The 25,885-nt window shown below is 69.0% G+C and carries 26 protein-coding genes and 1 pseudogene; 15 read left to right on the top strand and 12 right to left on the bottom strand.

Annotated features, from left to right (window positions below; translation table 11 throughout):
- Positions 1–38 precede the first annotated feature (38 nt).
- Entirely contained in the window at positions 39–341 is a 303-nt protein-coding gene (locus O6P37_RS26775) for a DUF3349 domain-containing protein (protein ID WP_264014781.1), read from the bottom strand.
- 233 nt (positions 342–574) lie between these two features.
- On the opposite strand from O6P37_RS26775, the pseudogene O6P37_RS26780 reads away from it, so the two are divergent.
- The 3 genes and pseudogenes from O6P37_RS26780 (at position 575) to O6P37_RS26790 (ending at position 2,441) form a co-directional block, all read left to right on the top strand.
- Positions 575–1,820, top strand: a pseudogene (locus tag O6P37_RS26780) (anion permease).
- A gap of 20 nt (positions 1,821–1,840) precedes the next feature.
- Positions 1,841–2,125, top strand: coding sequence for a hypothetical protein (locus O6P37_RS26785; RefSeq protein ID WP_264014783.1), 285 nt, complete (start codon positions 1,841–1,843; stop codon positions 2,123–2,125).
- Between the two features lie 10 nt (positions 2,126–2,135).
- The gene (locus O6P37_RS26790) at positions 2,136–2,441 is read left to right on the top strand and encodes a DUF3349 domain-containing protein (RefSeq protein ID WP_264014784.1); all 306 of its coding nucleotides are present in this window, start codon (positions 2,136–2,138) and stop codon (positions 2,439–2,441) included.
- An 11-nt stretch (positions 2,442–2,452) separates the two neighbouring features.
- Here O6P37_RS26790 and O6P37_RS26795 read toward each other — a convergent pair whose 3' ends face one another.
- Positions 2,453–2,824: a VOC family protein gene (locus O6P37_RS26795; protein WP_269896919.1), complete on the bottom strand. Its 372-nt coding sequence runs from the start codon at positions 2,822–2,824 to the stop codon at positions 2,453–2,455.
- Between the two features lie 110 nt (positions 2,825–2,934).
- On the opposite strand from O6P37_RS26795, the gene O6P37_RS26800 reads away from it, so the two are divergent.
- The gene (locus tag O6P37_RS26800) at positions 2,935–4,572 is read left to right on the top strand and encodes a long-chain-fatty-acid--CoA ligase (RefSeq protein WP_269896920.1); all 1,638 of its coding nucleotides are present in this window, start codon (positions 2,935–2,937) and stop codon (positions 4,570–4,572) included.
- Positions 4,573–4,577: 5 nt separating this feature from the next.
- Here the strand turns inward: O6P37_RS26800 and O6P37_RS26805 are convergent, their stop codons facing one another.
- From O6P37_RS26805 to O6P37_RS26820, 4 genes are all read right to left on the bottom strand, one after another.
- On the bottom strand, positions 4,578–5,453 hold the full coding sequence (locus tag O6P37_RS26805) for an SDR family oxidoreductase (RefSeq protein ID WP_269896921.1): 876 nt from the start codon (positions 5,451–5,453) through the stop codon (positions 4,578–4,580).
- An 86-nt stretch (positions 5,454–5,539) separates the two neighbouring features.
- Positions 5,540–6,451: a 1,4-dihydroxy-2-naphthoyl-CoA synthase gene (locus O6P37_RS26810; RefSeq protein WP_269896922.1), complete on the bottom strand. Its 912-nt coding sequence runs from the start codon at positions 6,449–6,451 to the stop codon at positions 5,540–5,542.
- A gap of 9 nt (positions 6,452–6,460) precedes the next feature.
- Positions 6,461–6,913 (bottom strand): nitroreductase family deazaflavin-dependent oxidoreductase, encoded by a 453-nt coding sequence (locus O6P37_RS26815; protein WP_269896923.1) that lies wholly within the window; start codon positions 6,911–6,913, stop codon positions 6,461–6,463.
- 10 nt (positions 6,914–6,923) lie between these two features.
- On the bottom strand, positions 6,924–7,610 hold the full coding sequence (locus tag O6P37_RS26820) for an HAD family hydrolase (protein ID WP_408633258.1): 687 nt from the start codon (positions 7,608–7,610) through the stop codon (positions 6,924–6,926).
- Between the two features lie 92 nt (positions 7,611–7,702).
- Between O6P37_RS26820 and O6P37_RS26825 the strand changes: the two genes are divergently transcribed.
- Positions 7,703–8,290, top strand: a complete 588-nt coding sequence (locus O6P37_RS26825) for an SAM-dependent methyltransferase (protein ID WP_269896949.1) — start codon at positions 7,703–7,705, stop codon at positions 8,288–8,290.
- On the opposite strand, the gene O6P37_RS26830 is transcribed toward O6P37_RS26825, so the two are convergent.
- From O6P37_RS26830 to fadD8, 3 genes are all read right to left on the bottom strand, one after another.
- Positions 8,287–9,495, bottom strand: coding sequence for an RNA polymerase sigma factor (locus tag O6P37_RS26830; RefSeq protein ID WP_269896950.1), 1,209 nt, complete (start codon positions 9,493–9,495; stop codon positions 8,287–8,289). The genes O6P37_RS26825 and O6P37_RS26830 overlap by 4 nt on opposite strands.
- Before the next feature lie 67 nt (positions 9,496–9,562).
- Positions 9,563–9,799: a hypothetical protein gene (locus O6P37_RS26835; RefSeq protein WP_269896924.1), complete on the bottom strand. Its 237-nt coding sequence runs from the start codon at positions 9,797–9,799 to the stop codon at positions 9,563–9,565.
- An 81-nt stretch (positions 9,800–9,880) separates the two neighbouring features.
- Positions 9,881–11,515 (bottom strand): fatty-acid--CoA ligase FadD8, encoded by a 1,635-nt coding sequence (gene fadD8 / locus O6P37_RS26840; protein ID WP_269896925.1) that lies wholly within the window; start codon positions 11,513–11,515, stop codon positions 9,881–9,883.
- 227 nt (positions 11,516–11,742) lie between these two features.
- On the opposite strand from fadD8, the gene O6P37_RS26845 reads away from it, so the two are divergent.
- The gene (locus O6P37_RS26845) at positions 11,743–12,399 is read left to right on the top strand and encodes a hypothetical protein (RefSeq protein WP_269896926.1); all 657 of its coding nucleotides are present in this window, start codon (positions 11,743–11,745) and stop codon (positions 12,397–12,399) included.
- Positions 12,400–12,436: 37 nt separating this feature from the next.
- Positions 12,437–12,781 carry a DUF3253 domain-containing protein gene (locus tag O6P37_RS26850; RefSeq protein ID WP_408633255.1) on the top strand — a complete coding sequence of 115 codons (345 nt, stop codon included), beginning with the start codon at positions 12,437–12,439 and terminating at the stop codon, positions 12,779–12,781.
- Positions 12,782–12,790: 9 nt separating this feature from the next.
- Here the strand turns inward: O6P37_RS26850 and O6P37_RS26855 are convergent, their stop codons facing one another.
- Positions 12,791–13,261: a YciI family protein gene (locus O6P37_RS26855; RefSeq protein WP_269896928.1), complete on the bottom strand. Its 471-nt coding sequence runs from the start codon at positions 13,259–13,261 to the stop codon at positions 12,791–12,793.
- Between the two features lie 174 nt (positions 13,262–13,435).
- Between O6P37_RS26855 and O6P37_RS26860 the strand changes: the two genes are divergently transcribed.
- The 4 genes from O6P37_RS26860 to O6P37_RS26875 are packed head-to-tail and all read left to right on the top strand — an operon-like array spanning position 13,436 to position 19,520.
- Entirely contained in the window at positions 13,436–15,040 is a 1,605-nt protein-coding gene (locus tag O6P37_RS26860; protein ID WP_269896929.1) for an amidohydrolase, read from the top strand.
- Positions 15,037–16,608, top strand: coding sequence for an MFS transporter (locus O6P37_RS26865; RefSeq protein WP_269896930.1), 1,572 nt, complete (start codon positions 15,037–15,039; stop codon positions 16,606–16,608). Before O6P37_RS26860 ends, O6P37_RS26865 begins: the two co-directional genes overlap by 4 nt.
- 11 nt (positions 16,609–16,619) lie before the next feature.
- Positions 16,620–17,924 carry a YhgE/Pip domain-containing protein gene (locus O6P37_RS26870; RefSeq protein ID WP_269896931.1) on the top strand — a complete coding sequence of 435 codons (1,305 nt, stop codon included), beginning with the start codon at positions 16,620–16,622 and terminating at the stop codon, positions 17,922–17,924.
- A gap of 30 nt (positions 17,925–17,954) precedes the next feature.
- Positions 17,955–19,520 carry a long-chain-fatty-acid--CoA ligase gene (locus O6P37_RS26875; RefSeq protein ID WP_269896932.1) on the top strand — a complete coding sequence of 522 codons (1,566 nt, stop codon included), beginning with the start codon at positions 17,955–17,957 and terminating at the stop codon, positions 19,518–19,520.
- A gap of 7 nt (positions 19,521–19,527) precedes the next feature.
- On the opposite strand, the gene O6P37_RS26880 is transcribed toward O6P37_RS26875, so the two are convergent.
- A complete protein-coding gene (locus O6P37_RS26880; protein ID WP_408633259.1) occupies positions 19,528–20,358 on the bottom strand; it encodes an oxygenase MpaB family protein in 831 nt (276 codons plus the stop codon).
- 61 nt (positions 20,359–20,419) lie between these two features.
- A complete protein-coding gene (locus tag O6P37_RS26885) occupies positions 20,420–21,649 on the bottom strand; it encodes an oxygenase MpaB family protein (protein WP_269896934.1) in 1,230 nt (409 codons plus the stop codon).
- A gap of 47 nt (positions 21,650–21,696) precedes the next feature.
- Between O6P37_RS26885 and O6P37_RS26890 the strand changes: the two genes are divergently transcribed.
- The 4 genes from O6P37_RS26890 to O6P37_RS26905 form a co-directional block, all read left to right on the top strand.
- Positions 21,697–22,344: a TetR/AcrR family transcriptional regulator gene (locus O6P37_RS26890; RefSeq protein ID WP_269896935.1), complete on the top strand. Its 648-nt coding sequence runs from the start codon at positions 21,697–21,699 to the stop codon at positions 22,342–22,344.
- Positions 22,345–22,808: 464 nt separating this feature from the next.
- A complete protein-coding gene (locus tag O6P37_RS26895; RefSeq protein WP_408633256.1) occupies positions 22,809–23,660 on the top strand; it encodes an MlaE family ABC transporter permease in 852 nt (283 codons plus the stop codon).
- Positions 23,657–24,511 carry an MlaE family ABC transporter permease gene (locus O6P37_RS26900; protein WP_269896936.1) on the top strand — a complete coding sequence of 285 codons (855 nt, stop codon included), beginning with the start codon at positions 23,657–23,659 and terminating at the stop codon, positions 24,509–24,511. The genes O6P37_RS26895 and O6P37_RS26900 overlap by 4 nt, the downstream gene beginning before the upstream one ends.
- A gap of 1 nt (position 24,512) precedes the next feature.
- On the top strand, positions 24,513–25,885 hold a 1,373-nt coding region (locus tag O6P37_RS26905; protein ID WP_269896937.1), incomplete at its 3' end, for an MlaD family protein.

Raw genomic sequence — 25,885 nt, forward strand, 5'->3', positions numbered from 1 at the left:
CGCATCGCCAGGGCCGATCGGCAGGGCGCGCAGGACGGCTATTCGTCCTCCCCGGCGTCACGCGCATCGTCGAGTGGCCAGCCCTGTTCGGCCAGCCGGGACCGGACCCGCTCGATGTCCTCGGGTACGGGCAGTTCGTCGGTGAACTGGGTGATGAGGACGCCGATGTCGACGTGGTCGAACTCGCCTCGATCGATCAGATCCTGCGTGAGGGTGCGGACCTCGTCGTCGGAGAGACGCCGACGGAGCAGCGCCAGCAGGGGCACCCGGTCGGGCCCGGGCACACCCTCGGGATAGCCCGCGGTGATCCACGCGGCGATCTTCGCCAGGAACTTGGTCACAGTGTCACTTCGGCTGTCACTTCCGACGACGTTCGGTTGCTTCGATGGTAGTGCCGAACCCGCAAATCGGGCGTCCGGACCCAAGCTGTGAGCTTGCTGTGCGTCCGACGGGAAGACGTCGGATGAACATCGGGTGAACAGCTCCCGGGATCAGGTAAAGGCCCTGCTCATCCGCCGGTTTCCGGGCGCGCGTCGTTGGCGGATTTCGCTGAGAGTCCCTCAGAATCAACGGCATGAGCTCAGAGCTGATTCATCCTGGTGCTGCTGATAGCAACAGCACTGGCGTTCGACTTCACCAACGGGTTCCACGACACCGGGAACGCGATGGCGACCTCGATCGCGACCCGGGCGCTGAAGCCGAAGACGGCGGTGCTGCTGGCCGGGGTGCTCAACCTCGTCGGCGCGTTCCTGTCGGTCGAGGTGGCCCTCACCGTCACCACCTCGGTGCTGAAGATCCAGGACAGCAAGACCGGCACGCTGCTGCCGAACATTGACGCGTCGATGGGCCTGACGATCATCTTCGCCGGCCTCATCGGCGGCATCCTGTGGAACCTGCTGACGTGGCTGTTCGGCATCCCGTCGAGTTCCTCGCACGCACTCTTCGGCGGCCTCATCGGCGCGGGCCTGGCTGCCGTGGGACTCGCGGGCATCAACTGGGCGGGCGTCACGCAGAAGGTGCTGATCCCCGCCGTCGCGGCGCCGGTGATCGCCGGCCTCGTCGCGGGATGCGGAACCTGGCTGGTCTACCGGATCACCCGGAAGGTCTTCGCGAAGCGCCGCGAGGACGGCTTCCGCTGGGGCCAGATCGCCACCGCGTCCCTCGTCGCTCTGTCGCACGGCACCAACGACGCGCAGAAGACGATGGGCGTCATCGCGCTCGCACTCATCACCACCGGCCACCTCACCGGCGACGTGAAGGAGAACGGCCTGCCGTTCTGGATCATCGCCTCCTGCGCCATCGCGATCGGCCTCGGCACCTACCTCGGTGGCTGGCGCGTCATCCGCACCCTGGGCAAGGGACTCGTGGAGATCGAGTCGCCGCAGGGCTTCGCCGCCGAGGCGTCGTCGGCCGCGATCATCCTCAGCTCGAGCGCGGCGGGCATGGCGCTGTCCACCACCCACGTGGCCACCGGTTCGATCCTGGGCAGCGGCGTCGGCAAGCCGGGCGCCCAGGTGCGCTGGGCGGTCGCCGGACGGATGGCGCTGGCCTGGCTGGTCACGCTCCCCGCGGCCGGACTGGTTGGCGCACTGTCGTTCTGGATCTCCCACACGGTCGCCGGCTTCACCACGCAGCTGGTGGGCGACGGCCTGATCTTCCTGATCCTGGTCGGTCTGTCCGCCTACATGTGGTGGCGTGCCCAGCAGCAGAAGGTCGACCACAGCAACGTCAACGCCGACTGGGACGACACCACGAACTCGGTGGTCCCCGCGGAGCTGCGCGAGGCGACCGAGTCCACCAAGCCCGCCGCGACGGTCTGACGGCGAGAACAGGAAACCCCATGATCTATCTGGAGAGCGTCCTCAAGGTGCTCGTGATCGGTCTCATCCTCGGCGCCGGCCTGCCCGCGATCTTCGCCTACGGCCTGGTGGCCTACTCGGCCGGAGCGGGCAACGTCGAGGCGGACGGCACCACCCGGGCGCCCAACCCGGCGCTGAAGTTCCTCGGCCTCGCGCTGTTCACCGTGGTCGCCGCGGTGATCGTCATCGCACTGCTGTGGATCACCCGGACCACGATCGAGCACCACTTCGGATTCAATCCCGTCCCGTTCATCCCGGCTAAGTGAGGCACAAGCGATGACAGAGAACCAGGGCGTTCTGGACAATGTGCTCGCCTGGCTGCACGACGGCTACCCGCAGGGCGTGCCGCAGAAGGACTACTTCCCGCTGCTCGCGCTGCTCAAGCGCTCGCTGTCGGAGGACGAGGTGGTCAAGGCCGCCCAGTCCGTGCTCCGGTCCACCGAATCGGACTCCGTGACCGAGGCCGAGATCCGCGCCGCAGTGCAGGCCGTCATCGACAAGGAGCCCAATCCCGAGGAGATCCACCAGGTGGCCTCCCGGCTGGCCTCGGTGGGATGGCCGCTGGCGGCGCCCGCACGCTGACCGATCCGGCGTCAGTCTCTGGTGTCGCGGCGCAGCGGATGGTCCTCGGGGACCTGGACGAAGATCAGGGTGACGCCGTCGGGGTCGCTGACGTGCATCTCGTGCAGTCCCCATGGCTCCCGGCGGGCCTCGCGGGCGATCGGCACGCCGCGGCCGGTCAGTTCGTCCTGCGTCGCGTGGACGTCGCGGACCTGCAGCCACATCGTCCCGCAGGCGTCCGGACCGCCGTGTGAGGCCAGCTCGATGAGTGACTGGCCGGCGTAGAAGACCGTGCCCGCGCCGTAGTCCCTGGCGATCGCCAGGCCGATCTCATCGCGGTAGAACGCCAAGGACCGCTGATAGTCCGCCGGGCGGAGCAGCATCCGGCTGGCCAGGATCTCCATGGGTCGTGTCTACCATCCGGACAAAAGCCCGAATCCGCCCGCGCGGCGCCCAACGGTGCCACCATTGTTTGCCTGAGCCGTTCGCACCGGCAATCGATGGGGGAACCGTCGTGTATGGATTGATGCAAGAGCATCCGCTGCTGATCTCCTCGCTGATCGAGCACGCGGCAACCTTCCACCCGGACACCGAGATCGTCTCGCGGCTGCCGGGTGGCGGCGCGCACCGTACCGATTGGCGCGGCGTGCGCACCGACGCCCGCCGGGTCGCCAACGCGCTGGCGGAGCTCGGCGTCGGCCCCGGCGACCGGGTCGGCACGCTGGCCTGGAACACCCACCGGCACCTCGCGCTGTACTTCGGCGTCTCGGGCTCGGGCGCCGTGCTGCACACGGTGAATCCACGCCTCTTCCCCGAACAGATCGAGTACATCGTCGACCACGCACAGGACCGGGTGCTGATGTTCGACGTGGATTTCGCGCCGCTCGTCGAGAAGCTCGCGCCGCGGCTTGAGTCCGTGACGACGTACGTCGCGCTCTGCGGAGGCGATCAGCTACCGGCGGTCGAGGTGCCGAACCTGCTAGCGTTCGACGATCTCCTCGCCCGGCAGAGCGACGAGTACACCTGGCCGGAGCTCGACGAACGCACCGCGTCGTCGCTTTGCTACACATCCGGCACCACGGGTAATCCGAAGGGCGTCCTGTACTCCCACCGCTCGACGGTGCTGCATTCGCTCATGGAACTGTCGCCCGACACCTTCGGCCTGCACTCCGGTGAGACGTTGATGCTCATCGTGCCGATGTTCCACGCGAACGCCTGGGGCGCGCCCTACGCGGCGGCGATGGTCGGATCGAAGGTGGTGATGCCGGGTCCGTACCTCGACGGCAAGAGCGTCTACGAGATCATGCGCGACGAGGGGGTGACGTTCTCCATGGGCGTTCCCACCGTGTGGCTGATGTTGTTCGGCTATCTGGACGAACACCCGGAGATCGATCCGGCTTCGCTGCCGCTCACCCGGGTGGGCATCGGCGGCTCGGCGGTGCCGCGCGCGATGCTCGAACGCTTCGAGAACGACTTCGGTGTGAGGGTGGTGCAGGGCTGGGGGATGACCGAGACCAGCCCGATCGGTGTGGTCAACACGCTGCTGCCCAAGCATGCCGAACTGTCCGGCGACGAACTCGTCGAGATCAAACTCAAACAGGGACGGGGCGTGTGGGGCGTCGACCTCAAGATCGTCGACGACGACGGAAAGCCGCTGCCGTGGGACGGCACCGCCTTCGGCAATCTCCGGGTCCGCGGACCCTGGATCGCCTCCGGATACTTCAGGGGTGAAGGGGGTTGTCCGCTGGACGAGGAGGGCTACTTCGACACCGGCGACGTGGCGACCATCGACCCCGACGGCTTTCTGCACCTCGTCGATCGCGCCAAGGATGTGATCAAGTCCGGCGGGGAATGGATCTCCTCGATCGACGTGGAGAACGCGGTGATGGGTCACCCGGGTGTCGCGGAGGCCGCGATCATCGGTGTGCCGCACCCGAAATGGCAGGAGCGACCGCTGCTGCTGGTGGTCAGGCGACCCGGCCACGACGTCGACCGGGACAGCGTGCTCGCCTATCTCAGCGAGCGGGTCGCCAAGTGGTGGCTGCCCGACGACGTGGTGTTCGTGCCCGAACTGCCGCACACCGCGACAGGAAAGCTGCTGAAGAAGGCGCTGCGCGAGGACTACCGCGAACACCCGCTGCCCACGGCCTGATCTGCTCAGGTGTTCGGTTGTACCTGCTGGCGCTTCATGATCGCGTCGACGGCCGCGGGGGAGAAGCTGTTGACGGCGTGTGCCGTGACCGCCATGCGTGGCGCGATCCGGGTCGGGCGGGTGCGCGCGGCGGTGACCATCCAGTCCGCGGCCTCGGACGCGCTCAGCGCAGGCAGGCCGTCGTAGGCCCGGGTCGGTGCGATCATCGGCGTCTTCACCAGCGGGTAGTACAGCGTCGTCGAATGCACGCCGTCCCTGCCCCATTCGGTCTCCACGACCCGGCTGACGGCGCTCAGCGCTGCCTTGGAGGCGTTGTAGACGGCGAACAGCGGCGACGATTCGCTCAGCACACCCCACGTCGAGACGTTGATGATGTGACCGTCCCCGCGCTCGATCATGCCCGGCGCGAGGCCGCGGATCAGCCGCAACGGCGAGTAGTAGTTGAGCGTCATCGTGCGCTCGACGTCATGCCAGCGGTCCAGGGACTCGGCAAGCGGCCGGCGAATCGACTTGCCCGCGTTGTTGATCAGGATGTCGATCCCGCCGAGCTCCCGTTCCACCTCGGCGACCAGCTCGTCGACGGCGTCGAGGTCCGACAGGTCGCAGGCCCGCGCCCGGGCATCGCCGCCGGCGGCCACGATCCGTTGCGCGACCGCGTCGAGGAGGTCCTGGCGGCGGGCCACCACGACGACGGTGGCGCCGCGGCGGGCCAGCTTCTCCGCGGCCGCCTCGCCGATGCCCGACGATGCGCCGGTCAGCAGGATCCGTTTGCCCGCCAGCTTCACCTGGGGACCGCGCTGCATCAGCTGGTCGGTCAGCGGCGGCCGCATGCTGGCCAGCAGCAGGCTCTCGGACAGTCGGCGCAGCGAGCTTCTGATCACTGTCGAAGTCTAGGCGGCGCGCCGCACTGAGTGATTTCGGCGTGATTCAGCGCGCTCACCGCGCCGGATCACGCCCAAAACCGCTGTCAGAAGTAGCGGGGGAACCCGCTCCAGTCCGGGTCGCGCTTCTCCAGGAACGCGTCGCGGCCCTCGACGGCCTCATCGGTCATGTACGCCAATCGCGTTGCCTCACCGGCGAACACCTGCTGACCGACCAGCCCGTCGTCGATGAGGTTGAACGAGAACTTGAGCATCCGCACCGCCTGCGGCGACTTGCCGTTGATCTCGGCCGCCCACTGCAGCGCCTCGGCCTCGAGCTCGGCGTGATCGACGACGGCGTTCACCGCGCCCATCGCGTGCATCTGCTCGGCGTCGTACGCGCGGCCGAGGAAGAAGATCTCGCGCGCGAACTTCTGACCGGTCTGGCGGGCCAGGTAGGCGCTGCCGAAGCCGCCGTCGAAGCTGCCGACGTCGGCGTCGGTCTGCTTGAACCGCGCGTGCTGCCGGCTGGCCAGCGTCAGGTCGCACGTCACGTGCAGGCTGTGCCCGCCGCCGGCGGCCCAGCCGTTGACCAGGCAGATGACCACCTTCGGCATGAAGCGGATGAGCCGTTGCACCTCGAGGATGTGCAGCCGCCCGGCCCTGGCCGCGTCGACCGTGTCGGCCGTCTCGCCGGAGGCGTACTGATAGCCGGTGCGGCCACGGATGCGCTGGTCGCCACCCGAGCAGAACGCCCAGCCGCCGTCCTTCGGGCTGGGGCCGTTGCCGGTCAGCAGGATCACCCCGACGTCGGGCGACATCCGGGCGTGGTCGAGCACGCGGTAGAGCTCGTCGACCGTGTGTGGCCGGAACGCGTTGCGCACCTCGGGGCGGTCGAACGCCACTCGCACGGTCGGTTGCGGCCGGCCGTCGACGACGTGACGGTGGTAGGTGATGTCGGACAGCTCGAACCCGGGCACGGGCTGCCAGGCCGACGGGTCGAAGGGGTTGTCGCTCACAGCGTCACGCTACGTCACCGGATCGAAGCGGAACACCGGGCAGCGGCCGGTCAGCGCCTCGAACTCGTCGGGGTGCGGCCCGGTGACCAGGCCCGCGTTCTTCATGAAGCCGACGCCGGTGGGCACCAGCACCGGGAACTGCCTCAGCAGCGGCCGGGCCTCCTCGGCGGGCAGCTCGACCATCCGCACCGGTTCGCGGGTCCGGCCCCGCAGCAGCACGGCGTCGGGGTTGGCCTGGGCGTTGCGCACCCAGTCCGAGCCGGGGAGACCGCCGACGACGTAGCGGCGGCCGTCCACCTCGAACGGGGTGATCGGCGTCGATCGGGGTTGGCCGGACTTGCGGCCGGTCACCGTCAGCACCACCGGGCCGTCCTTGAGCAGGCCGGTCCTGTTCACCGCGATCATCACCTTGTTCACGTACTTCAGCCACCACGGCGGCCGGATTCGCTCGCTGCCTGACATGGCCGCGACGCTACGCGCAGACGGGCAGGCCGTGCTCGGCCAGTGCGCGGCGCAGGCCGTCGGGCCGCTGCGCGGTAGGCAGCGGCTCGACGAGCACGAACCCGCAGCCCAGGGCGCGGGCGCCGCCGTCGGCCTCCTCGCTGTCGCCGACCATGACGGTGTTCTCGGCGTCCACATCCAGCCTGGTGAGCGCATCGGCGAAGATCGCGGCGTCGGGCTTGATGGCGCCCACCTCGAACGACAACACGAACTCGTCGGCGGCGGCTCCGATGGCTTCGAAGGCCGGCCGGACGTCGAACGGGATGTTGGACACCACCGCCGTCTTGACCCCGCGGTCGCGCAGGGCGGCGAGCACGTCGGCGGTGTCGGGGTACGGCGTCCAGCACGCCGGGTCGATCAGCCGGGCGTACAGCGCGTCGGCGTGGTGGTCGGCGAGTCCCGACGCGCGCAGCACGTGCAGATTGGCCTCGCGGTGCAGCGCGGGCTCCAGGTCGCGCTGCGTCCAGGCGTGGTGCGCCTCAGGGGTCAGCGGAACCGCCAGTTCCACCGGCGTCGTCAGTCGTCGCATGATCTCGGACTGCGCGTGGGATTCGATGCGGCGGTCGTCGATCACCATGCCGTCGAACCAGCTCGCATCCTCCTCGAGCCGGAACAGCGTGCCGGAGAAGTCGAACAGGACGGCGTCCACGTGCACCATGGCCGCCATCGTGCCAGGTGTGAAAACCACCCCGGCGGGCTAATTAAGCCGGTGTGACGCCGTCGCGGCTGCCCGACGACTACTTCGAGCGGATGTACGCCCGGGCGGCCGATCCCTGGCAGCTGCATAACAGGTGGTATGAGCGCCGCAAGTACGCGATCACGATGGCGCTGCTGCCGTATCCGCGGTACCGGCACGCCTACGAACCGGGCTGCTCGGTCGGCGTGCTCACCGAACTGCTCACCGGTCGGTGCGACCACGTGACGGCCACCGACGTCGCGAGCGGTGCCCTCGACGCCACGCACCATCGGTTGCTCGCCGCGCAGCGCAGACGTCAGGTGACGCTGCTGCACCAGTCGATCGACGGTCCGTGGCCGCAGGCACGATTCGACCTCGTGGTGCTCTCGGAGGTCTGCTACTACCTGCAACCGGCCACCCTGCGGGCGGTGCTCGACCGGCAGGTGCCCGTGCTGTCACACGGCGCGACCGTGATCGCCGCGCACTGGCGGCACCGTGTCGAGGACCACCCGATGAGCGGCGACCACGCCAACGACGTGATCGCCGCCACCGCGGGCCTGCACCACATCGGCGGCTACCGCGACACCGACGTCGTCATCGACGTGTTCGACACGGCCTCGGCGGATTCGGTGGCGGCCAGGACCGGCGTGCCGGGCGCCTAGCCCGACCGTGCCCGAGCTGCCTTGTCGGTCAACACGTCCCGCTCGCGCTCGTTGTCGGTGAGCTTCGCGGCCCGGTCGAACTCCTCGGCCGCCTCGTCGTGGCGACCCGACCGCGCCAGCAACTCACCGCGCACGCTGGGCAGCAGATAGGAGTCCTCGAGGCCGGTGATGCCGTCGACGATGGCGAGCGCCTCGGCGGGTCCGGCGGCCATCGCGACGGCCACCGCGCGGTTGAGTTCGACGACCGGGGAGCGGGCCACCTGGATCAGCCCGTCGTAGAGCGTGACGATGCGGGCCCAGTCGGTGTCCCCGGCGGTCGGCGCGACGGCATGGCATTCGGCCAGCGCCGCCTGCAGTGCGTACGGTCCCCAGCCGGTTCCCCTGCGCTGCACGGCGTCTGCGGCCTTCTGCAGTTCCGCGACGCCGCGCTGGATCTGCGCGCGGTCCCACTTCGCCCGGTTCTGGTCCTCGAGCAGGATCGCCCGGCCGTCGGCGTCGGTGCGCGCCGCGAAGCGTGAGGACTGGAACTCCATCAGCGCGACCAGTCCGTGCACTTCGGGTTGATCATCCGTGAGCGCCGCCAGCACGCGGCCCAGTCGCAGTGCCTCGCTGCACAGTTCGTCGCGGATCCAGCGCTGCCCGAAGGACGCGGAGTAGCCCTCGTTGTAGATCAGGTAGATCACCGCGAGCACCGCGGACAGCCGCTGCGGATACTCGTCGCGGGGTGGCACCTCGAACGGCACCTCCGCGGCGGCCAGCGTCTTCTTGGCCCGCGTGATCCGTGCCGCGATCGTCGCCTTCGATGTGAGGAAGGCCCGCGCGATCTCCTCTGTGGTCAAACCGCCGACCACGCGCAACGTCAACACGATCCGGCTCTCCCGTGGCAGCACGGGGTGGGCGGAGATGAACATCAGCCGCAGCACGTCGTCGTCGATGCGGTCCGGGTCCCACGCCGGTTCGTCGAGGTGGGTCTCCAGCTCGCGGGCCAGCACGGCGTACTTGGCGTCCAGTGACTCCTGCCGTCGCCACTGGTCGATGGCCTTGCGCTTGGCGACGGTGGTGAGCCACGCGCCGGCGTTGCGCGGCACCCCGGCATGGGGCCATTGGACGAGCGCCTCGACCAGCGCTTCCTGGGCGAGGTCCTCGGCCATCCCGACGTCGCCGACCACCCGGGTCAGCGTAGCGACGATCTTGGCCGCCTCCATCCTCCAGACGGCGTCGACGGTCTCGCGGAGGTCGGTGTCCGGCACTCCGCCACGCTAGCGCGGACCGTCAGGAGTCGGTGGGGTCCTCGGCGTCGGCATGGAAGAAGAACATGCTGGCGACGAAGCTGGTCAGCGAGAGCAGGCCGGCGCCGAACGACAGGGCGATGCGGTCGAGGCCGAAGGCGCCGATGCTCATCGCGAACCCGACGATCGCGATCATGCTGAGGAAGAGGGCCCAGGTGCTGAGGGCCTCGGAGGCGGTGGAGGTGCGGGACGCGGCTGCGGCGGTGGTCGGGTCGGTCATCGCGGTAGGTGTCCTGTCTCGATGGTGTGTCGGCCACTCTTTACCCGCCCCGGGTATCGGCGAAACGCCGAAAGTCGGCGGCTACCCGACAGCGCGGCCGGCGTCCGCCCAGAACTGGGCGCGCACCGCCTTCTTGTCGGGCTTGCCGAGTGCGGTCACCGGCACCGAGTCGACGACGATCACCTGCTTGGGCGATTGGACCGAGCCCTTGCGCTCCTTGACGGCGGCCTGGATCTCGGCGGTCATGGACGCTATGGCCGCGCCGTCCGAATCAGCGTCGGGCCGAAGCACCACCACCGCCGTCACCGCCTCGCCCCACTTCTCGTCGGGTGTCCCGATCACGCACACCTGGGCCACCGACGGGTGTTCGGCGACGACGTCCTCCACCTCGCGGGGGAACACGTTGAAGCCGCCGGTGACGATCATGTCCTTGGTGCGGTCGACGATGTACCAGAAGCCGTCCTCGTCCTCACGGGCGAGATCGCCGGTGTGCATCCAGCCGTCGCGGAACGTCTCGGCGGTGGCGTCGGGCAGTTTCCAGTACCCGCCGGACAGCAGCGGCCCGGACACGCAGATCTCGCCGACCTCGCCCTGCGGCACCGGCTGTCCGTCCTCGCCGAGCAGTGCTGTGCGGCAGAACACCGTCGGCCTGCCGCAGGACGTCAGCCGCTTCTCGTCGTGGTCGCCCTTGGCGAGATAGGTGATCACCATCGGCGCCTCGGACTGGCCGTAGTACTGGGCGAAGATCGGCCCGAACCGGCGGATCGCCTCTTTGAGTCGTACCGGGTTCATCGCCGAGGCGCCGTAGTAGACGGTCTCCAGCGACGACAGGTCACGGGTGTGCGAATCCGGGTGGTCCATCAGCGCGTAGATCATCGACGGGACCAGCATGGTGGCGGTGATCTTCTGCTCTTCGATCACCCGCAGCACCTCGGCCGGGTCGAACTTCGTCAGCACGATGAGTTCGCCGCCCTTGACCACCGTGGGCACGAAGAAGGCCGCGCCGGCGTGCGAGAGCGGGGTGCACATCAGGAAGCGCGGACGCTCCGGCCACTCCCACTCGGCCAGCTGGATGGTCGTCATCGTGGTGATCGACTGCACGGTGCCCATGACGCCCTTGGGCTTCCCGGTGGTGCCACCGGTGTAGGTGAGCCCGCCGATGTGGTCGGGCGGCAGGTCGGCGGCCACCAGTGGCTTCGGCTCGTACTTGGCTGCCTCGGCGCTGAGGTCGACCGCGACGTCCGACAGCGCCTCGGGGACCGGGCCGATGGTGAGGATCTTCGACAGCGTGGGCACCTTTTCCAGCAGTCCCAGCGCTCGCTCGGTGAACATCGGGTTGGGGTCGATGATCAGCGCGGTGACCTCGGCGTCGGACAACACGTAGGCGTGATCCTCCAGCGACCCGAGAGGGTGTAGTGCCGTGCGGCGGTAGCCCTGAGTTTGCCCAGCGCCGATGATCATCAGCACCTCGGGCCGGTTGAGCGACAGCAGCCCGACTGCCGCGCCGGTGCCCGCGCCCAGCGCCTCGAACGCCTGGATGTACTGGCTGATGCGCTCGGCGAGTTGGCCGCCGGTCATCGTGGTGTCGCCGAGAAACAGCACCGGGCGGTCCCGGTTGCGCTTGAGCGCGCCGACCGTGAGGTGACCGGAATGGATCGGATGGCGCAGCCGGTCGGCCGACGGGAGTTCGCGGGAGGAATCAGCAACCGATGTCATGGCACTCAGACTAGAACGTGTTCCAGAAATCCAGTAGGCGATCCCCATTGTTGGCGGTGAAGGGTCCAGGACGGCCTGCGGTGCCGCCGGTGGGGTACGCGACTACTCGCGTAATCAAGTGAGCAAATTCGTAACGTTCTGTTTGCTTCCGCTCGCTACGGCACGCGGAGGACAATTCCCGAGGTAAAGGCAGCGACGAGGGTCGCGCCCCGTGAGATGAGGTCAGAATGTCAACGTTTCAAGCAAAGCGCGTAGCACTTGCTCCGCTGGCCGCCGCACTGCTCGCCGCAGGCGGGGCCATTGCGCTGGCGCCCACGGCGGCCGGTCAGCCGGACGCCTGTATCCCGGGCTTCGTCTGGCGTGAGGCATTCGCGGGCGACCACGTCTGCGTCACGCCGGGCGTCCGGTCACGGACCGCCGCGGAGAACGCCGCGGCCGCAGACAACGCGGTGCCCGGCAGTCCGACGTGCAAGTCGGGATTCGTCTGGCGCGAGGCCAGCCCGGGGGACAAGGTCTGCGTCATCCCGTCGGTCCGCGACGAAGCGGCCACCGACAACGCCGCCGCCGCATCCCGGGTGGCCAAGGCCGCCCCGCCCGCGCCCAAGCCCGAAGAGAAGCCCGCGCCGAAACCCGAGGCGGCCAAGCAGGGCCCGACGGTCAGCTGGTCGCCGCGGGTGGGCGGCCTGACCGCCAGGATCACCGACCGCAGCGGCGTGGCCTCGCAGTGCACCTACGACTCCGACGGTTACTCGCGCAGCTTCCCGCTGCCCGCCAACGGCACGTTCGATCTGGCCATCGTCCCGGCGATCCCGAAGTTCGCGAACTGGAACGTCACCATCAAGTGCGACAACGGCACCGTCACCAACACGCAGACCTTCTTCTGATCGTCCGGTTCCCGGTGGCCACCGGCCACCGGGAATCATGGACGGCGTGACTGACGCGTTGCGGACCGAGCTGTCGCGCATCGCCGACGGCGGGTCGCCGGCCGCCGATCACGCCCGCGCGGCGCTGGCCGACGGTCCGATGCGTGAGCGGTTGCGGGCCGCGATCCGGGCACTCGCCGTGCATCGCGGTCGGTCCAGCAGCACCTGCCCCTCGGATGCGGCGCGGGCCGTCGGCGGTGAACACTGGCGTGACCGGATGGACGACGCCCGTGCCGTGGCCCGCGACCTGGCTCGGGAGGGCGAGGTCGAGATCACCCAGCGCGGTGAGGTTCTCGACCCGGACGCCGACTGGCGCGGACCCATCAGGATCCGCGCCAGATAGCCGTGTTTCTCAGCGGCTCGCGAACTTGTCGGCGTCGGCCCGCGCCTGCGCCGCGATCTTCTCGGCCAGGTCGGCCTTCCACTGGATCTCCTTCTGGATCCACGGATTGTCCAGCGGGAACTCGTCGGTCTCCGACACCCGGCGCACCTCGACCTTCACGCCCTTGCCCAGCGGGATCTTCTGCGCCCACTGCTTGGCTTCCTCCTTGGACGACACGTCGAGGATCCAGAAGCCGTTGAAAAGCTCCTTGGCCTCGGTGTAGGGACCGTCGGTGACCACCGGTGGGTCGGAGCTGTAGTCGACGACGAAGCCTTCCTCGGGTCCGGTCAGCCCTTCACCGGCCAGCAGCACGCCGGCCTTGACGAGCTCCTCGTTGAACCGGCCCATCGACTCGATGATCTCGTCGAAGTCGATCTCCAGCTCTGCCATCGCGGCCTCGGCCTCGGGGGTGGACCGCATGATCAGCATGTAACGCGCCATTTCTTCGTCTCCTTCTTCGGTGTGGAAGGGGCCCGCTCCATCGTGCCCTCGCACATACGTCGAGCGGCACCCCCCGAAAATCGACATGGCGCCGAGAAATTTTTCAGCAAATTCTTGGTGACTGTTGGGCATGAACGTCACCGCAGGTCAAGGCGGTGCCGCTACCATCACCCGGTGCCTGCAGCTGACCTCGTCATCACCGGAAATGTCCTCACCGTCAATCCCGCGCAGCCCACCGCCGAGGCGCTGGCCGTGTCGGGCGGCCGCATCGCCGCGGTCGGTGACCGCGCCGAGATCGACGCGTGGATCGGCCCCGACACCGAGGTCGTCGACATCGGCTCCGGTTGCGTGATGCCGGGCCTGGTCGAGGCGCACGGCCATCCGCTGATGGAGGCCGTCGTGCTGTCCGACCGGATGGTCGACATCCGGCCGGTCACCGTCACAGATGCCGACGAGATCGTCGCCATGGTGCGCGCCGAGGTGGACAAGCGCGGCGACGAGGGGGCCTACCTGGTGGGCTGGGACGCGCTGCTGCAGCCCGGGCTGCCGGAGCCGACGCTGGCGTGGCTGGACGGCATCGCGCCGGAGACGCCGTTGGTGATCATCCACAACTCCGGGCACAAGGCGTTCTTCAACTCCGTCGCCGGTCGCAACGCCGGCGTCAACCGCGACACCCCGGACCCCAAGGGCGCCAAGTACGGTCGCGACCAGGCCGGCGAGCTCGACGGCACCGCCGAGGAGACCGGTGCGGTTTTCCCGCTGATGGCCGGGGCCATCACGGTGGCCGACTTCCCCCGGATGCTGCTCGCGGAATGCGCCCGGCTGAACCAGGCCGGCCTGACCACCTGTTCGGAGATGGCGTTCGACCCGGTGTTCCGGCCGCTGCTGGACCAGATGCGCGAACACCTGAGCGTCCGGTTGCGTACCTACGAGATCTCCAACCCGGAGATGAGCACGGCGGCCAGCCCCGGCGACGGTGACGACGTCGTCCGTCAGGTGGGCATCAAGATCTGGGTGGACGGATCGCCGTGGATCGGCAACATCGACCTGTCCTTTCCCTATCTCGACACCGACGCCACCCGCGCGATCGGCGTGGTCCCGGGTTCCTGCGGGCACGCCAACTACAGCCGCGAACAGCTCACCGAGATCGTCGAGGCCTACTTCCCGCTCGGCTGGCCGATGGCGTGTCACGTCCAGGGCGACGCGGGCGTCGACACCATCCTCGACGTGTACGAGGCCCTGCTGGCCAAGCATCCGCGCGACGATCACCGGCTGCGCCTCGAGCATGTCGGCGCGATCCGTGACGAACAGTTGCAGCGCGCCCACGACCTCGGGGTCACCTGCAGCATCTTCGTCGACCAGATCCACTACTGGGGCGACGTCATCGTCGACGGACTCTTCGGTCCCGAACACGGGAACCGCTGGATGCCTTGCGGTTCCGCGGTCAAGACGGGCATGCGGATCTCGCTGCACAACGATCCGCCCGTCACGCCGGAGGAGCCGCTGCGCAACATCAGCGTCGCGGTCACCCGTACCGCACCGAGCGGCCGGGTGCTGGGGCCGGAGGAGCGGCTGACCGTCGACCAGGCGATCCGCGCCCAGACCATCGACGCGGCCTGGCAGTTGTTCTCCGACGACGTGATCGGCTCGCTGGAGGTGGGCAAGTACGCCGACATGGTGGTGCTCTCGGCCGACCCGCGCTCGGTACCGCCGGAGGAGATCGCCGACCTTGACGTCCGGACAACGTATCTGGCGGGCCGTCCGGTACACACGGGATGACCTCACCCGCGCCCGGCGCGCAGCGCGACGAGTCGCCGGTGACGGTGTCCGGCCTGGCGGCCACGATGACCGTCATCGCGATGGGGCTGGGGTACAGCATCACCGCGGCCGACCCGACGATCCTGTCGGCCAACATCTCCGAGGTCCGGGCCGGGTTGGAGATGGCGCCAAGCACGGCGAGTTTCGTCGCCAGCCTGGCCACCCTGACGCTGGCGGCGGCGGTGCTCGGCGCCGGTGCGCTCGGCGATCTCTACGGCATGAAGCGGATGTTCACCGGCGGCCTGCTCGGGGCGATCGGCTTCGGCATCCTCGCCGCGGCCGCGCCCACCGGTGCGGTGCTGATGGCAGCCCGCGCGGGCTCCGGGGTGGCGTTTGCCTTCCTGCTGGGCCTCTCGCTGGCGACCATCAACGCGGTGTTCCCGCCGCAACGGCGAGCCGCGGCGATCGGACTGTATCTCGGCGCCGGGTTCGCGCTCACCACACCGATGCCCGCGATCGGCAGTCTGCTGGCCGAACACCTGGGCTGGCGGACGGGCTTCCTGGTGGCGCCCGTCGCGGCCGTCATCGCCCTGGTGATCCACCTGCGGTACGTGCCCGAGACGCCGCGCGCACCCGGCCGCCTCGACATACCGGGCCTGGCGCTGGTCGCGGCGGCGCTGCTCGCGCTCGTCTATGGCATCTCGCGGCTGCAGCGCGGACTGAACACCGACGCCGTCATCGCCATCGTGGTGGGTGTCGTTGCGGGCGCGGCTTTTCTGCTGCGCGAGCGGACCGCCGCCGATCCGGCGCTCGATCTGCGCATCTTCCGGTCGGGGCGGTTCAACGCCGCGGTCACCGCAGGCGCCGCGTTCAACTTCATCACCGGTGGCTCGACCATCCTGTTCGCGTACTACCTGGTGTCGGTGCGCGGTGAGTCGCCCGCGTTGCTCGGACTGCTGCTGGTGCCCGCCACCCTGATGCAGGCGATCGCCGCGACGGGTTCGGGCCGGGCCGCGACGCGCTTCGGTGAGCGCGCGGTGCTGGTGACCGGGCTGTTGTTGTTGCTCGCCGGACTGTTGGTGCTGACGACGGTCGGCGAGAAGACGTCGATGTGGCTGCTGTTCGCCGCGGTGCTGCTCAACGCCGTCGGCGGTGCGGTGGTGCAGACACCGCAGTCTACGATCATGATGTCTGCGGCGCCCACCGATCTCGGCGGCTCGGTCTCCGCGGTGAAATCCGCTGTCGGACAGGCCGGATACTCCCTCGGCCCGGCGGTGTTCGCGCTCGTCGGCACCACACTGTTCCTCCGCGACGGCATGGAGCGGCTCGCGGGTTCGGGGATCACGGAGACCCAAGCCCGCGAGGCACTGCAGGTCGCGCACGGCACGTCGGTGTCCTCGGTGGGTGGTGGCAACGTGCTCGACCCGCAACGCGCGAGGGAGGTCGTCGTGGGTGCGACCGATGCCATGATCGACGCCATCCACACCCTGAGCCTGATGATGGCCGCCGTCCCGGTGGTCGCGATCGTGCTCGCCCTCGTCCTGCTGCGCCCCCGCCCACACGACCGCGCCCGCCCGCCGGCCCGATGACAGGAGATCCGATGCACTCGCTCGAGCACGCGCGGCACGCCGCACCCGATCCGCTCGCCACCATCCGGACGCCGAGGTTCTGGCTGCAACCGATCATCGTTGTGCTGGTGGTTTTCTCGGCGTTGGCCGCCCTGTATCTCGGCGGCATCCTCAACCCGACCTCGAACCTGCACCACTTCCCGGTGGCCGTCGTCGATCAGGACCGGGGGCCCGACGGCAAGCAGATCACCGACGGGCTGGTGTCCGGCCTCGACTCGCACGACTTCGACGTGCGGGTGCTCTCCGCCGAGGAAGCCGACCGGCAGCTGGACTCCGCGCAGGTGTACGGGGTGGTGCAGATACCCGCCGACTTCTCGGCGGGCCTGCAGGCACTCGCGACGGGCGCCGCCCGGCCGGGAGAGGTGGTCCGACCGGTGATCACCGTGTCGACGAACCCACGGGCAGGCGAACTCGGCGGCAGCATCGCCGGTCTCGCGCTGAGCAAGGCCGTGCAGGAGGCCAACACCACGATCGGCAAGAAGATCACCGCCGAGGTCACCCAGGCCGGTGGTGGTGCCGCGCTGCCCGCCGGTGTGGCGCTGACGCTGTCCAGCCCGATCGACATCCAGGTCAACGATCACAATCCGCTGCCGAGCGGCACCGGCAACGGGCTGTCGGCGTTCTACTACGCGCTGCTGCTGCTGCTCGCCGGGTTCACCGGCAGCATCATCGTCAGCTCGCTGGTCGACTCCATGCTGGGCTACGTCCCCGCCGAACTGGGCCCGGTGTACCGGTTCGCCGAGCAGGTGAACATCTCGCGGTTCCGGACCCTTCTCCTCAAATGGGCGTTCATGGTGATCCTCGCGGTGCTCACCTCGGCCGCCTACATCGGCATCGCGGCGGCCCTCGGGATGCCGATTCCGAATGTGCTGACGCTGTGGCTCTACGGGGCGTTCACGATCGCGGCGGTCGGCATCACCGCGACGTCGCTGGTGTCGGTACTGGGTTCGATGGGACTGATCGTCAACCTCTTCATCTTCGTGATGCTGGGCCTGCCCTCGAACGGAGCCACGATCCCCTTGGAGGCGGCGCCCAAGGTGTTCGGCTGGCTGGCGACGTTCGAGCCGATGCATCAGGTGTTCCTCGGCGCACGGGCGCTGCTCTATCTGGACGGACGCGCGGACGCCGGGCTCACCCACTCGCTGGTGATGACGAGCGTCGGTCTGGTGATCGGTCTGCTGATCGGGGCCGTGGTCACCCGCTTCTACGACCGCAAGGGCCTGCGCCGCATCCACACCCCGGAGACCACCGCGCCCGACTCTGCGAAAGAGGATTGACAACGACCGTTGTCATGGCACGCTTTGCGCATGCCTGAGTTGCCGCCACCGCGCTTCCTCGACGATCGGCCCGCGCACTGGGCCGAGGTCAAACCGGACGAAGACGCCTTCGTGTACCTCGACCGGTCCTGGACCTGGGCCCAGTGGAACGACCGGATACGCCGCCTCGCCGGAGCGCTCACGGGGTTCGGCGTCGGCCGCGGCGACGTCGTGGCATTCCTCGACAAGAACCATCCGGCCGGCGTCGAACTGACCCTGGCGGCGGCCTCGCTCGGCGCCGCCAACGCGATCATCAACTTCCGGCTGGCCGGCGACGAGCTGGACTTCGTTCTCAACGACTGCGGCGCGAAGGTGCTCGTCGTCGGCGCCGAACTGCGGCCGGCGATCGAGAAGATCCGCGACCGGCTCTCGGTGGAGCATCTCGTCGAGCTCACGCCCGACGGCGCCGACGGTGACGAGTACGAGGACCTGCTGGCCGCCGCCACCCCGACCGGACGCGCGGACACCGTCGAACCCGACGACGTCTGCCTGGTGATGTACTCCTCGGGCACCACCGGCAGGCCCAAGGGCGTGATGCTGTCGCAGGCGAACGTCATCGCGCACACGGTGAACGCGCACGACGGCTGGGGTTTCGACGAGGGCGACAAGAACATGGTGTCGATGCCGCTCTTCCACGTCGGCGGATCGTCCTACGTGCAGTTCGGCATCCACGACGGCGTGCCCAGCGTGATGACCCGCGAGGTGGACGGCGCATCGCTGGCCGGCGCGATACTCAAGGGCGCCAACCGGACCTTCCTGGTGCCCGCCGTGCTGGCCAAGGTGCTCGAGTCCGGCGAGGATGCCGTCAAGCTCTTCGGCGCGCTGAAGACCTACTGCTACGGCGCCTCACCGATGCCGCTGCCCCTGCTGAGGGCCGCGCTCGAGGCCTGGCCCGGCACCGACTTCATCCAGGTGTACGGGCTGACCGAGGTGTGCGGCGTGATCAGTCACCTGATGCCCGAGGAACACCGCGACACCGAGCACCCTGAGCGACTGGTCAGTGCGGGCACGCTGATCCCGAACGCCGAACTGCGCGTGGTGAACCCGGACACTATGGAGGACGTACCCGAGGGCGAGCAGGGTGAGCTGTGGTTCCGCACACCGCAGCTGATGAAGGGCTACCACAACCGCCCCGACGCCACCGCCGACGCCATCACCCCCGACGGCTTCTTCCGCACCGGAGACATCGGGCGCATCGACTCCGACGGCTACATCTTCGTCGAGGACCGGCTCAAGGACATGATCATCTCCGGCGGCGAGAACATCTACTCCATCGAGGTGGAGCGGGTGCTGGCCGAGCACCCGGCGGTGGTGGAGGTGGCCGTCATCGGCGTGCCCAGCGAGAAGTGGGGAGAGGCCGTCAAAGCCGTTGTCTCACTGGCGGGATCGGCGACCGAGGAGGAACTGATCGCCTGGTGCCGCGAGCGGCTGGCCCGCTACAAATGCCCGAGCAGTGTCGACATCACCGAGGAACTGCCGCGCAACCCGACCGGGAAGATCATGAAGAAAGACCTGCGGAAGCCGTTCTGGGAGGGCCGCGACCGCACGACCGTCTGACCGACGGCTAGGGCTCACGCGGCACGTGGCCGAGCTCGCGCAGCCAGCCCTTGCGGGCCGCGGGATACCAGCGCAGGGAGGCGGGTACGTAGGGCCACCCCGCGCGGACGGCGGCGCGGACCGCGCGGTAGCGGCGTTCGTCCATTGCGCTCCAGCGGATCCCGAACCGTTGCCGGACCATGGTGGGCAGCCCGCCGAAGATGACCAGCCGCATCGGGGGCGCGAGCGCGGTGCGCACCGGCTTGCTGGGCAGCAGCACGTCGGTCAGTGGGCGCAGGCGCGGATGCGCGGGGTAGAAGGGCGACGCGCTCATGTCCGGAATCGAACGCCGGTTGATGAACTCGATCAGGTAGTCCGAAGCGGGATTCGGCCGCAACACGTCCCGGCAGTAGCGCTCGACTTCGTCCTCGAAGGCCGCGCGGTCGGGCGGCACGACGCTCCCGCTCATGCCGTAGCGGCGGTACCACTCGCACCCTTCGAGATAGAGTCGCCGGCTCTCGTCGGCCGTCAGCCGGTGCCGGTCCCAGTGCGACGCGATCCGGTCCACCATGCGCTGGAACGTGGCGTGTGCCCACCAGAAGGTCTCCGGCTGCAGGGCGTGATAGCGGCCGCCGTCGGGCAACGCGCCCTTGATGTCCCGGTGGAAGTCGCGCACCCGCACTCCGGTCGCCTCCGCCGTCGGCCCCTCGTAGACGGTGCCCAGTATCCCGGGTAGCGACCTGAACACCCGGTCGACGGAGTCGTCGAAGAAGTCGGAGTGGTCGATCAGTCCCTGCCCGATCGCGGGGTGCATGGTCTGCAGTAGCCCGGCGGTGCCGCCCTCGAAGGCGATGCGCATGTCGCCCGCCCACCGCCACAGCAGGGAGGTGGGTCCGAGTTCGCGCGCGGCGGCCGCGGCGTCACGCGGCGAGTTCGCCGACACCGTGCGGCTGCTCCCCGAAGTACTTGGCCAGCAGCTTTTCACTGCTACGGGCGCCCCACCGCTCCAGAAGGTCGCGGCCGCGCCGGGTGCGCGAAAGAAGTTGGTAGCGAACGAAGTTCTTGACGATCGCCGGTGCGACGGCCCACGGCAGCGCGCGGGGCAGGTCGAGGTCGCGCATGCCTTCGCTGCGCAGGAAGTAGCTCAGCATGCTCAGCAGCCGGGCGCGGTGGTAGGCACCGCGCAGCCCGGCCAGGTTGGGGTAGTGCAGGAGTCGCTGCGCGTCGACGATCGCATTGGCCAGCGGCGGGCCCGCCTCGCTCACGCCCGACTGGGTGATGAGCAGGTGGTAGTTCAGCCGGTGCTGCGCGGCCTCGTCGTCGCACAACCAGTCCTCGTCGACACCGAGCAGCCAGCCCACGTACTTCCACAGATGCATGATGGCCCGCGACTCGGCGCCGCTGACCCGGACGCCGAGCAGCCGCACGCCCAGCAGCAGCGCCCCGTTGAACAACCCCAGGGTCGCGGCCTGATCGGTCTGGTTGATCGGGAGGCCCCAGTGGGCGACGTCCCAGCGGCCGTTCGTCTCGAACTGGTGGTTGACGAGCGCGTGCATCGCCCGCACGTGCACGGTCAGTTTGAAGCCTTCCCCGCTCCGGCGCATCGCGTCCGGCTGTGACACCGCCACCGCCCACTTCTGCGTCTCGGCAAGGCGGCGTACGGTTTTCCGTCCGGTCAGCCCGCCCGTCTCGACGAGCAGGTCGGTCGGACCGCCGAACCGGTAGCCGCCGATCAGGGACAGCTGCAGCATCACGTCTGCCGCGTTGGTGCCCAGCCGGCGGTACGCCGCGGCGCCCTCGTTGACGAGATCGAAGTCGACCCACGCCGGGACGCGTTCGACGGTGGCGAAGAAATCGCGCAGCGGCCGCGGACAGTCCGCGACGGTGTGCACACCGCGGTCGAGGGCCTGGCGGAACTGTCCCATGGTGACGCGGTCGGGGTTGCCGGCGTCCGTGATGTGCATCGCCGCCACCAGTTCCGCGCCGACCTCGTCGCGATGCATGAGCCGCTGCCCGATCCGGTCGATCAGCTGCTGGTCCGGGCGCACCGTCTTGGTCAGGATCCGCAGCGGTCGCCCGAGGCGGCGATTGCGCCGGGGTGCCTCCATGAACCGGCGGGGGTGTGCGGCGGACACATCGTGTGCGAGCATGACTTCATGCTGACACGAGCGATCATTCGCATTCAATTCGCATTCTGATGGCGCAGAAGTCAACTCCCGCGCCCCGGCGCATGCCCCGCCAGGACCGGTCCCGCGCCATGGTGGACCGCATCCTCGACGCCGGGCAGGAGATGCTGATTGCCCACGGGTACGACGGCGCCTCCACCAACCGCATCGCCGCGGCCGCCGGGATCAGTCCTGGATCGCTGTACCAGTACTTTCCGAACAAGGACGCCATCGCCGCGGCGGTCATCGACCGCTACAGCGACCAGCTGTCCGCCCGGGTGGCCGCCCGGGTCTCCGAACGGCTGGACCAGCCGGCGCCGCACTACGTCCGGGAGTCCATCGCCGCGCTCCTCGACGCCCTGGACGTACACCCCGACTTCCTGCGGGCGGTGATGGAACAGACGCCGCGGCTTGGCTCGGGCAGCAAGCTGCTCGCATTCGAGCAGCGGATCGGTGAGCTGACCGTCGCGTATCTGACGATCAACAAGGGCGTCGTCCGGCCCGACGCCACGTTCGAGACCGCGGCGTGGATGTTGGTGCGGATGGTCGAGCACCTGTGTGTGCGGTACATCCTCGACCAGCCGGCCATCGACCGGGACACGTTCATCGACGAGATCACCGTGATGGCGCTGAACTACCTGCGCCCATGGCCCACGCCGCCGGAGGACTGCTTCCCGTAGCCGTCGCCGGCGAACGCGAGTAAAACCCGAGCCCACGATTTCGCACCGCCCGACGAAGTTAACGTGGATACTGATCCCCACGGCGGACACATGGGCTGGGTGCGATCTGGGTGCCGCAGGCACCACGTAACCGGCCGCGCGCCGCCCGACCTTGCCTCGGCCGCGCCGAACTCTGTGGATACTCCGCTTCTACGCTGTTCACCGCGGTCATTCGGCGTGCTCAGGGTCGGCGACCATACCCGGGGTATTTGCCCTTCTGCGCTCCAAGGGTGAACTCCGGTGCGGAAACGGCGAGGTCTGTCGGCTTGGCATTGTCCCAGGCGCGCCATTATGTGAATGAATATTCGCCAAAGGGTTGACGCGGTCGGATCGCTGGTCTTAGCGTGGCGAGGCGGTTGCCGACGGTGCCGCCGTGAGGTCGGACGCCGGCTCACCGGCCGGGGTCTCCTATCGGGGGAGGGACGTTGACACTGGCGCGCGGCGATCGCACCGACGGCCTCGACGTCATCGAGGATTGGGCCGGCGGTTACGTCGGGCGGCACCCGCTCGCGTCGCTGCACACGGTCGGCGAGCAGTTCGTCCTCGGCGTGCGCACCATCCAGAGCCTCGTCGTCGATCTGTTCACGGGCCGGTTCCGCTGGCAGGAGTTCATCCGCCAGGGCGCCTTCATGGCCGGGACCGCGGTGCTGCCAACGGTTCTCGTCGCGCTGCCGATCGGCGTGACACTGTCCATCCAATTCGCCCTGCTGGCCGGACAGGTCGGCGCCACCTCGCTGGCGGGCGCGGCCAGCGGCCTGGCCGTGATCCGGCAGGCCGCTTCACTGGTGGCCGCCGTGCTGATGGCCGCGGCCGTCGGCTCGGCCATCACCGCCGACCTCGGCTCCCGCACGATGCGCGAGGAGACCGCTGCGATGGAGGTGATGGGCGTCTCGGTGATCCGCCGCCTGGTGGCGCCGCGGTTCGCGGCCGCGATCATGATCGGTGTCGCGCTCACCGGGGTGGTCTGTTTCGTCGGGTTCCTCGCCAGCTACCTGTTCAACGTCTACTTCCAGAACGGCGCACCGGGCAGCTTCGTGGCCACGTTCGCGTCGTTCGCGACGACCGGCGACATGGTCCTCGCGCTCATCAAGGCCGTGTTGTTCGGCGCGATCGTCGCGATCGTGTCGTGCCAGAAGGGACTGTCGACCGTGGGCGGACCCACGGGCGTCGCGAACTCGGTGAACGCCGCCGTCGTCGAATCGATCCTGGTGCTGATGATCGTCAACGTCGCCATCAGCCAGCTGTACGCGATGCTCTTCCCCAGGACCGGGCTGTGACCGCATCGACGTACACCCCGTTCCTGGGTCCGCTGATCCGATGGTCCCGACGGGCCGCCACACCGGTGCAGCGGCTCGGGCACATGCTGGTCTTCTTCGTCCGCGCGCTGCTCGCGATACCGCACGCGCTGCGGCTGTACCGCAAGGAGTTCGTCCGGCTGCTGTCCGACATCGCCTGGGGCAACGGCTCACTCGTCGTCGGCGGTGGCACCGCGGGCGTGGCGGTGGTGCTCGGCATCACCGTCGGCGCGCTCGTCGGCATCGAGGGCTACAACTTCCTCAACCTACTCGGCCTCGGACCCGCGACGGGCATCATCTCCTCACTGGTCAACACCCGCGAGCTCGCTCCCATCGCCGCCGCGCTGGCCTTCGCGACGCAGGGCGGGTGCCGGTTCACCGCCCAACTGGGTTCGATGCGGATCGCCGAGGAGATCGACGCGCTGGACTCGCTGGCCATCCGCCCGATCCCGTACCTGGTGACCACGCGTCTGCTGGCCTCGGTGGTCGCGGTCATCCCGCTCTACGTCCTGTGCCTGGCGGTCAGCTACCTCACCACACAGGCGGTGGTGGAGGTGATCAGCGGCGGATCGACCGGCTCGTACCTGCACTACTTCTCGCTGATGCTGTCCGGCCGCGACATCGCCTACTCGCTGCTGAAGACGATCATCTTCGTCTGGATCGCCTCGACCGTGCAGTGCTACTACGGCTACTACGCCAGCGGCGGGCCCGAAGGTGTGGGAGTCGCTGCGGGACATGGCATGCGGGCCAGCATCACCGTCGTGATCATGGTCAACATGCTGCTCACGATGGCGCTGTGGAGCGTCGACTCCGGCGCCAGGTTCGGTGGTTGAGGTGGCCAACTCCTACGAACTCGACGGCCGCGGACCGTCGGACCGCCAACTGCTCGGGAGCGGGGTCGCGGTGCTGGTGGTCGCAGCACTGGTCACCGGCGTCCTGTTGATCAAGTCGACCGGCAGGCTGGAGGACTACGTCCGTGTCGTCGCCGATCTCGTCAACGTCGGCGACGGCCTGCCGCAGCGGTCCGACGTCAAGTACCACGGTGTCCTCGTCGGCTCGGTCGACAGCGTCGTCCCCGCCGCCGACGGCAGGCCGAATCACGTGCAGATCGCGCTGAACGCCGTTTATGCACAGGCGATTCCGGCGACCGTGACCGCGCGCGTGGTGCCGAGCAACGTCTTCGCCGTGTCGTCGGTGCAACTCGTCGACCGCGGGCCGGCGGCCCCGATCCGCGAAGGCGCCCGCATCCCCGAGGACGTCGAACTGCCGACGGTGCTGTTCCAGACCACCATCAGCAAGCTGCGCGACATCCTCGCCGCGACCGGGCGGGGCCGCGAGGACAAGACCGTCGGACTGCTGGCCGCCGTCGGAGCGGCCACCGACAACCGCCGCGTCGAACTCCTCACCGGCGGCGCTCAACTGAGCAGGCTCATCGACGAACTCGACACGATCGTCACCACCGACGTCGACAGCCCCTCGACGGTGTCGGCGCTGATCGATGCCACCCGGGGGCTGCAGCAGACTGCTCCGGACCTGTTCGACGCGCTGCACCAGGCGGTGCGCCCGATGCAGGTGCTCGTCGAGCAGCGGGCTCAGCTCACCGACCTCATCGACGGCGGCACCCACACCATGGGCACCACCCACACGGCGTTGGCCAATCACAGCGATCGGCTGGTGCGCATCACCTCCGAGCTCACCCCGGTGATCGGCAACCTGGCGCAGACCTCACACCACTGGGTGCCCGCCTTCGTCAAGCTCGACGGCCTGTCGAAGAAGTTCTTCGACGAGGTGTGGATGTCGCACCTCGACACCGGCAACATGCGGGTCAACCTGTCGTTCACGCCGAGCTACACCTACAGCCGTGCGGACTGTCCGCAGTACGGCGAGCTCAAGGGTCCCAGCTGCTACACCGCACCGCTCGTGCCGACCCGGCCCGAACTGCCCGACACCCTGCTGCCGCAGAACTACCAGCCGCCGAAGGACCTGGCGCCGCCGCCGGGCACCGTCGTCGGCCCGAGCGGCAACCTGGTGGCCGTCGGGCCGCCGCTGATCAACCCGAATCCAAGCCTGGCCGACCCCAATCCGCCGCTGCCGGCCTGGATGCCGCCGGCGCCGCCGGTGCCGGGCACCGCCAACCCCGCTCTCACGCCGCCCCCGCCGCCCGGCCCGCCGACCCCGGCGGCGCCGGTCGCACCGCGCGGCCCGAT

It is taken from the genome of Mycobacterium hippophais (assembly GCF_027529605.1).
Classification (GTDB): domain Bacteria; phylum Actinomycetota; class Actinomycetes; order Mycobacteriales; family Mycobacteriaceae; genus Mycobacterium; species Mycobacterium arseniciresistens.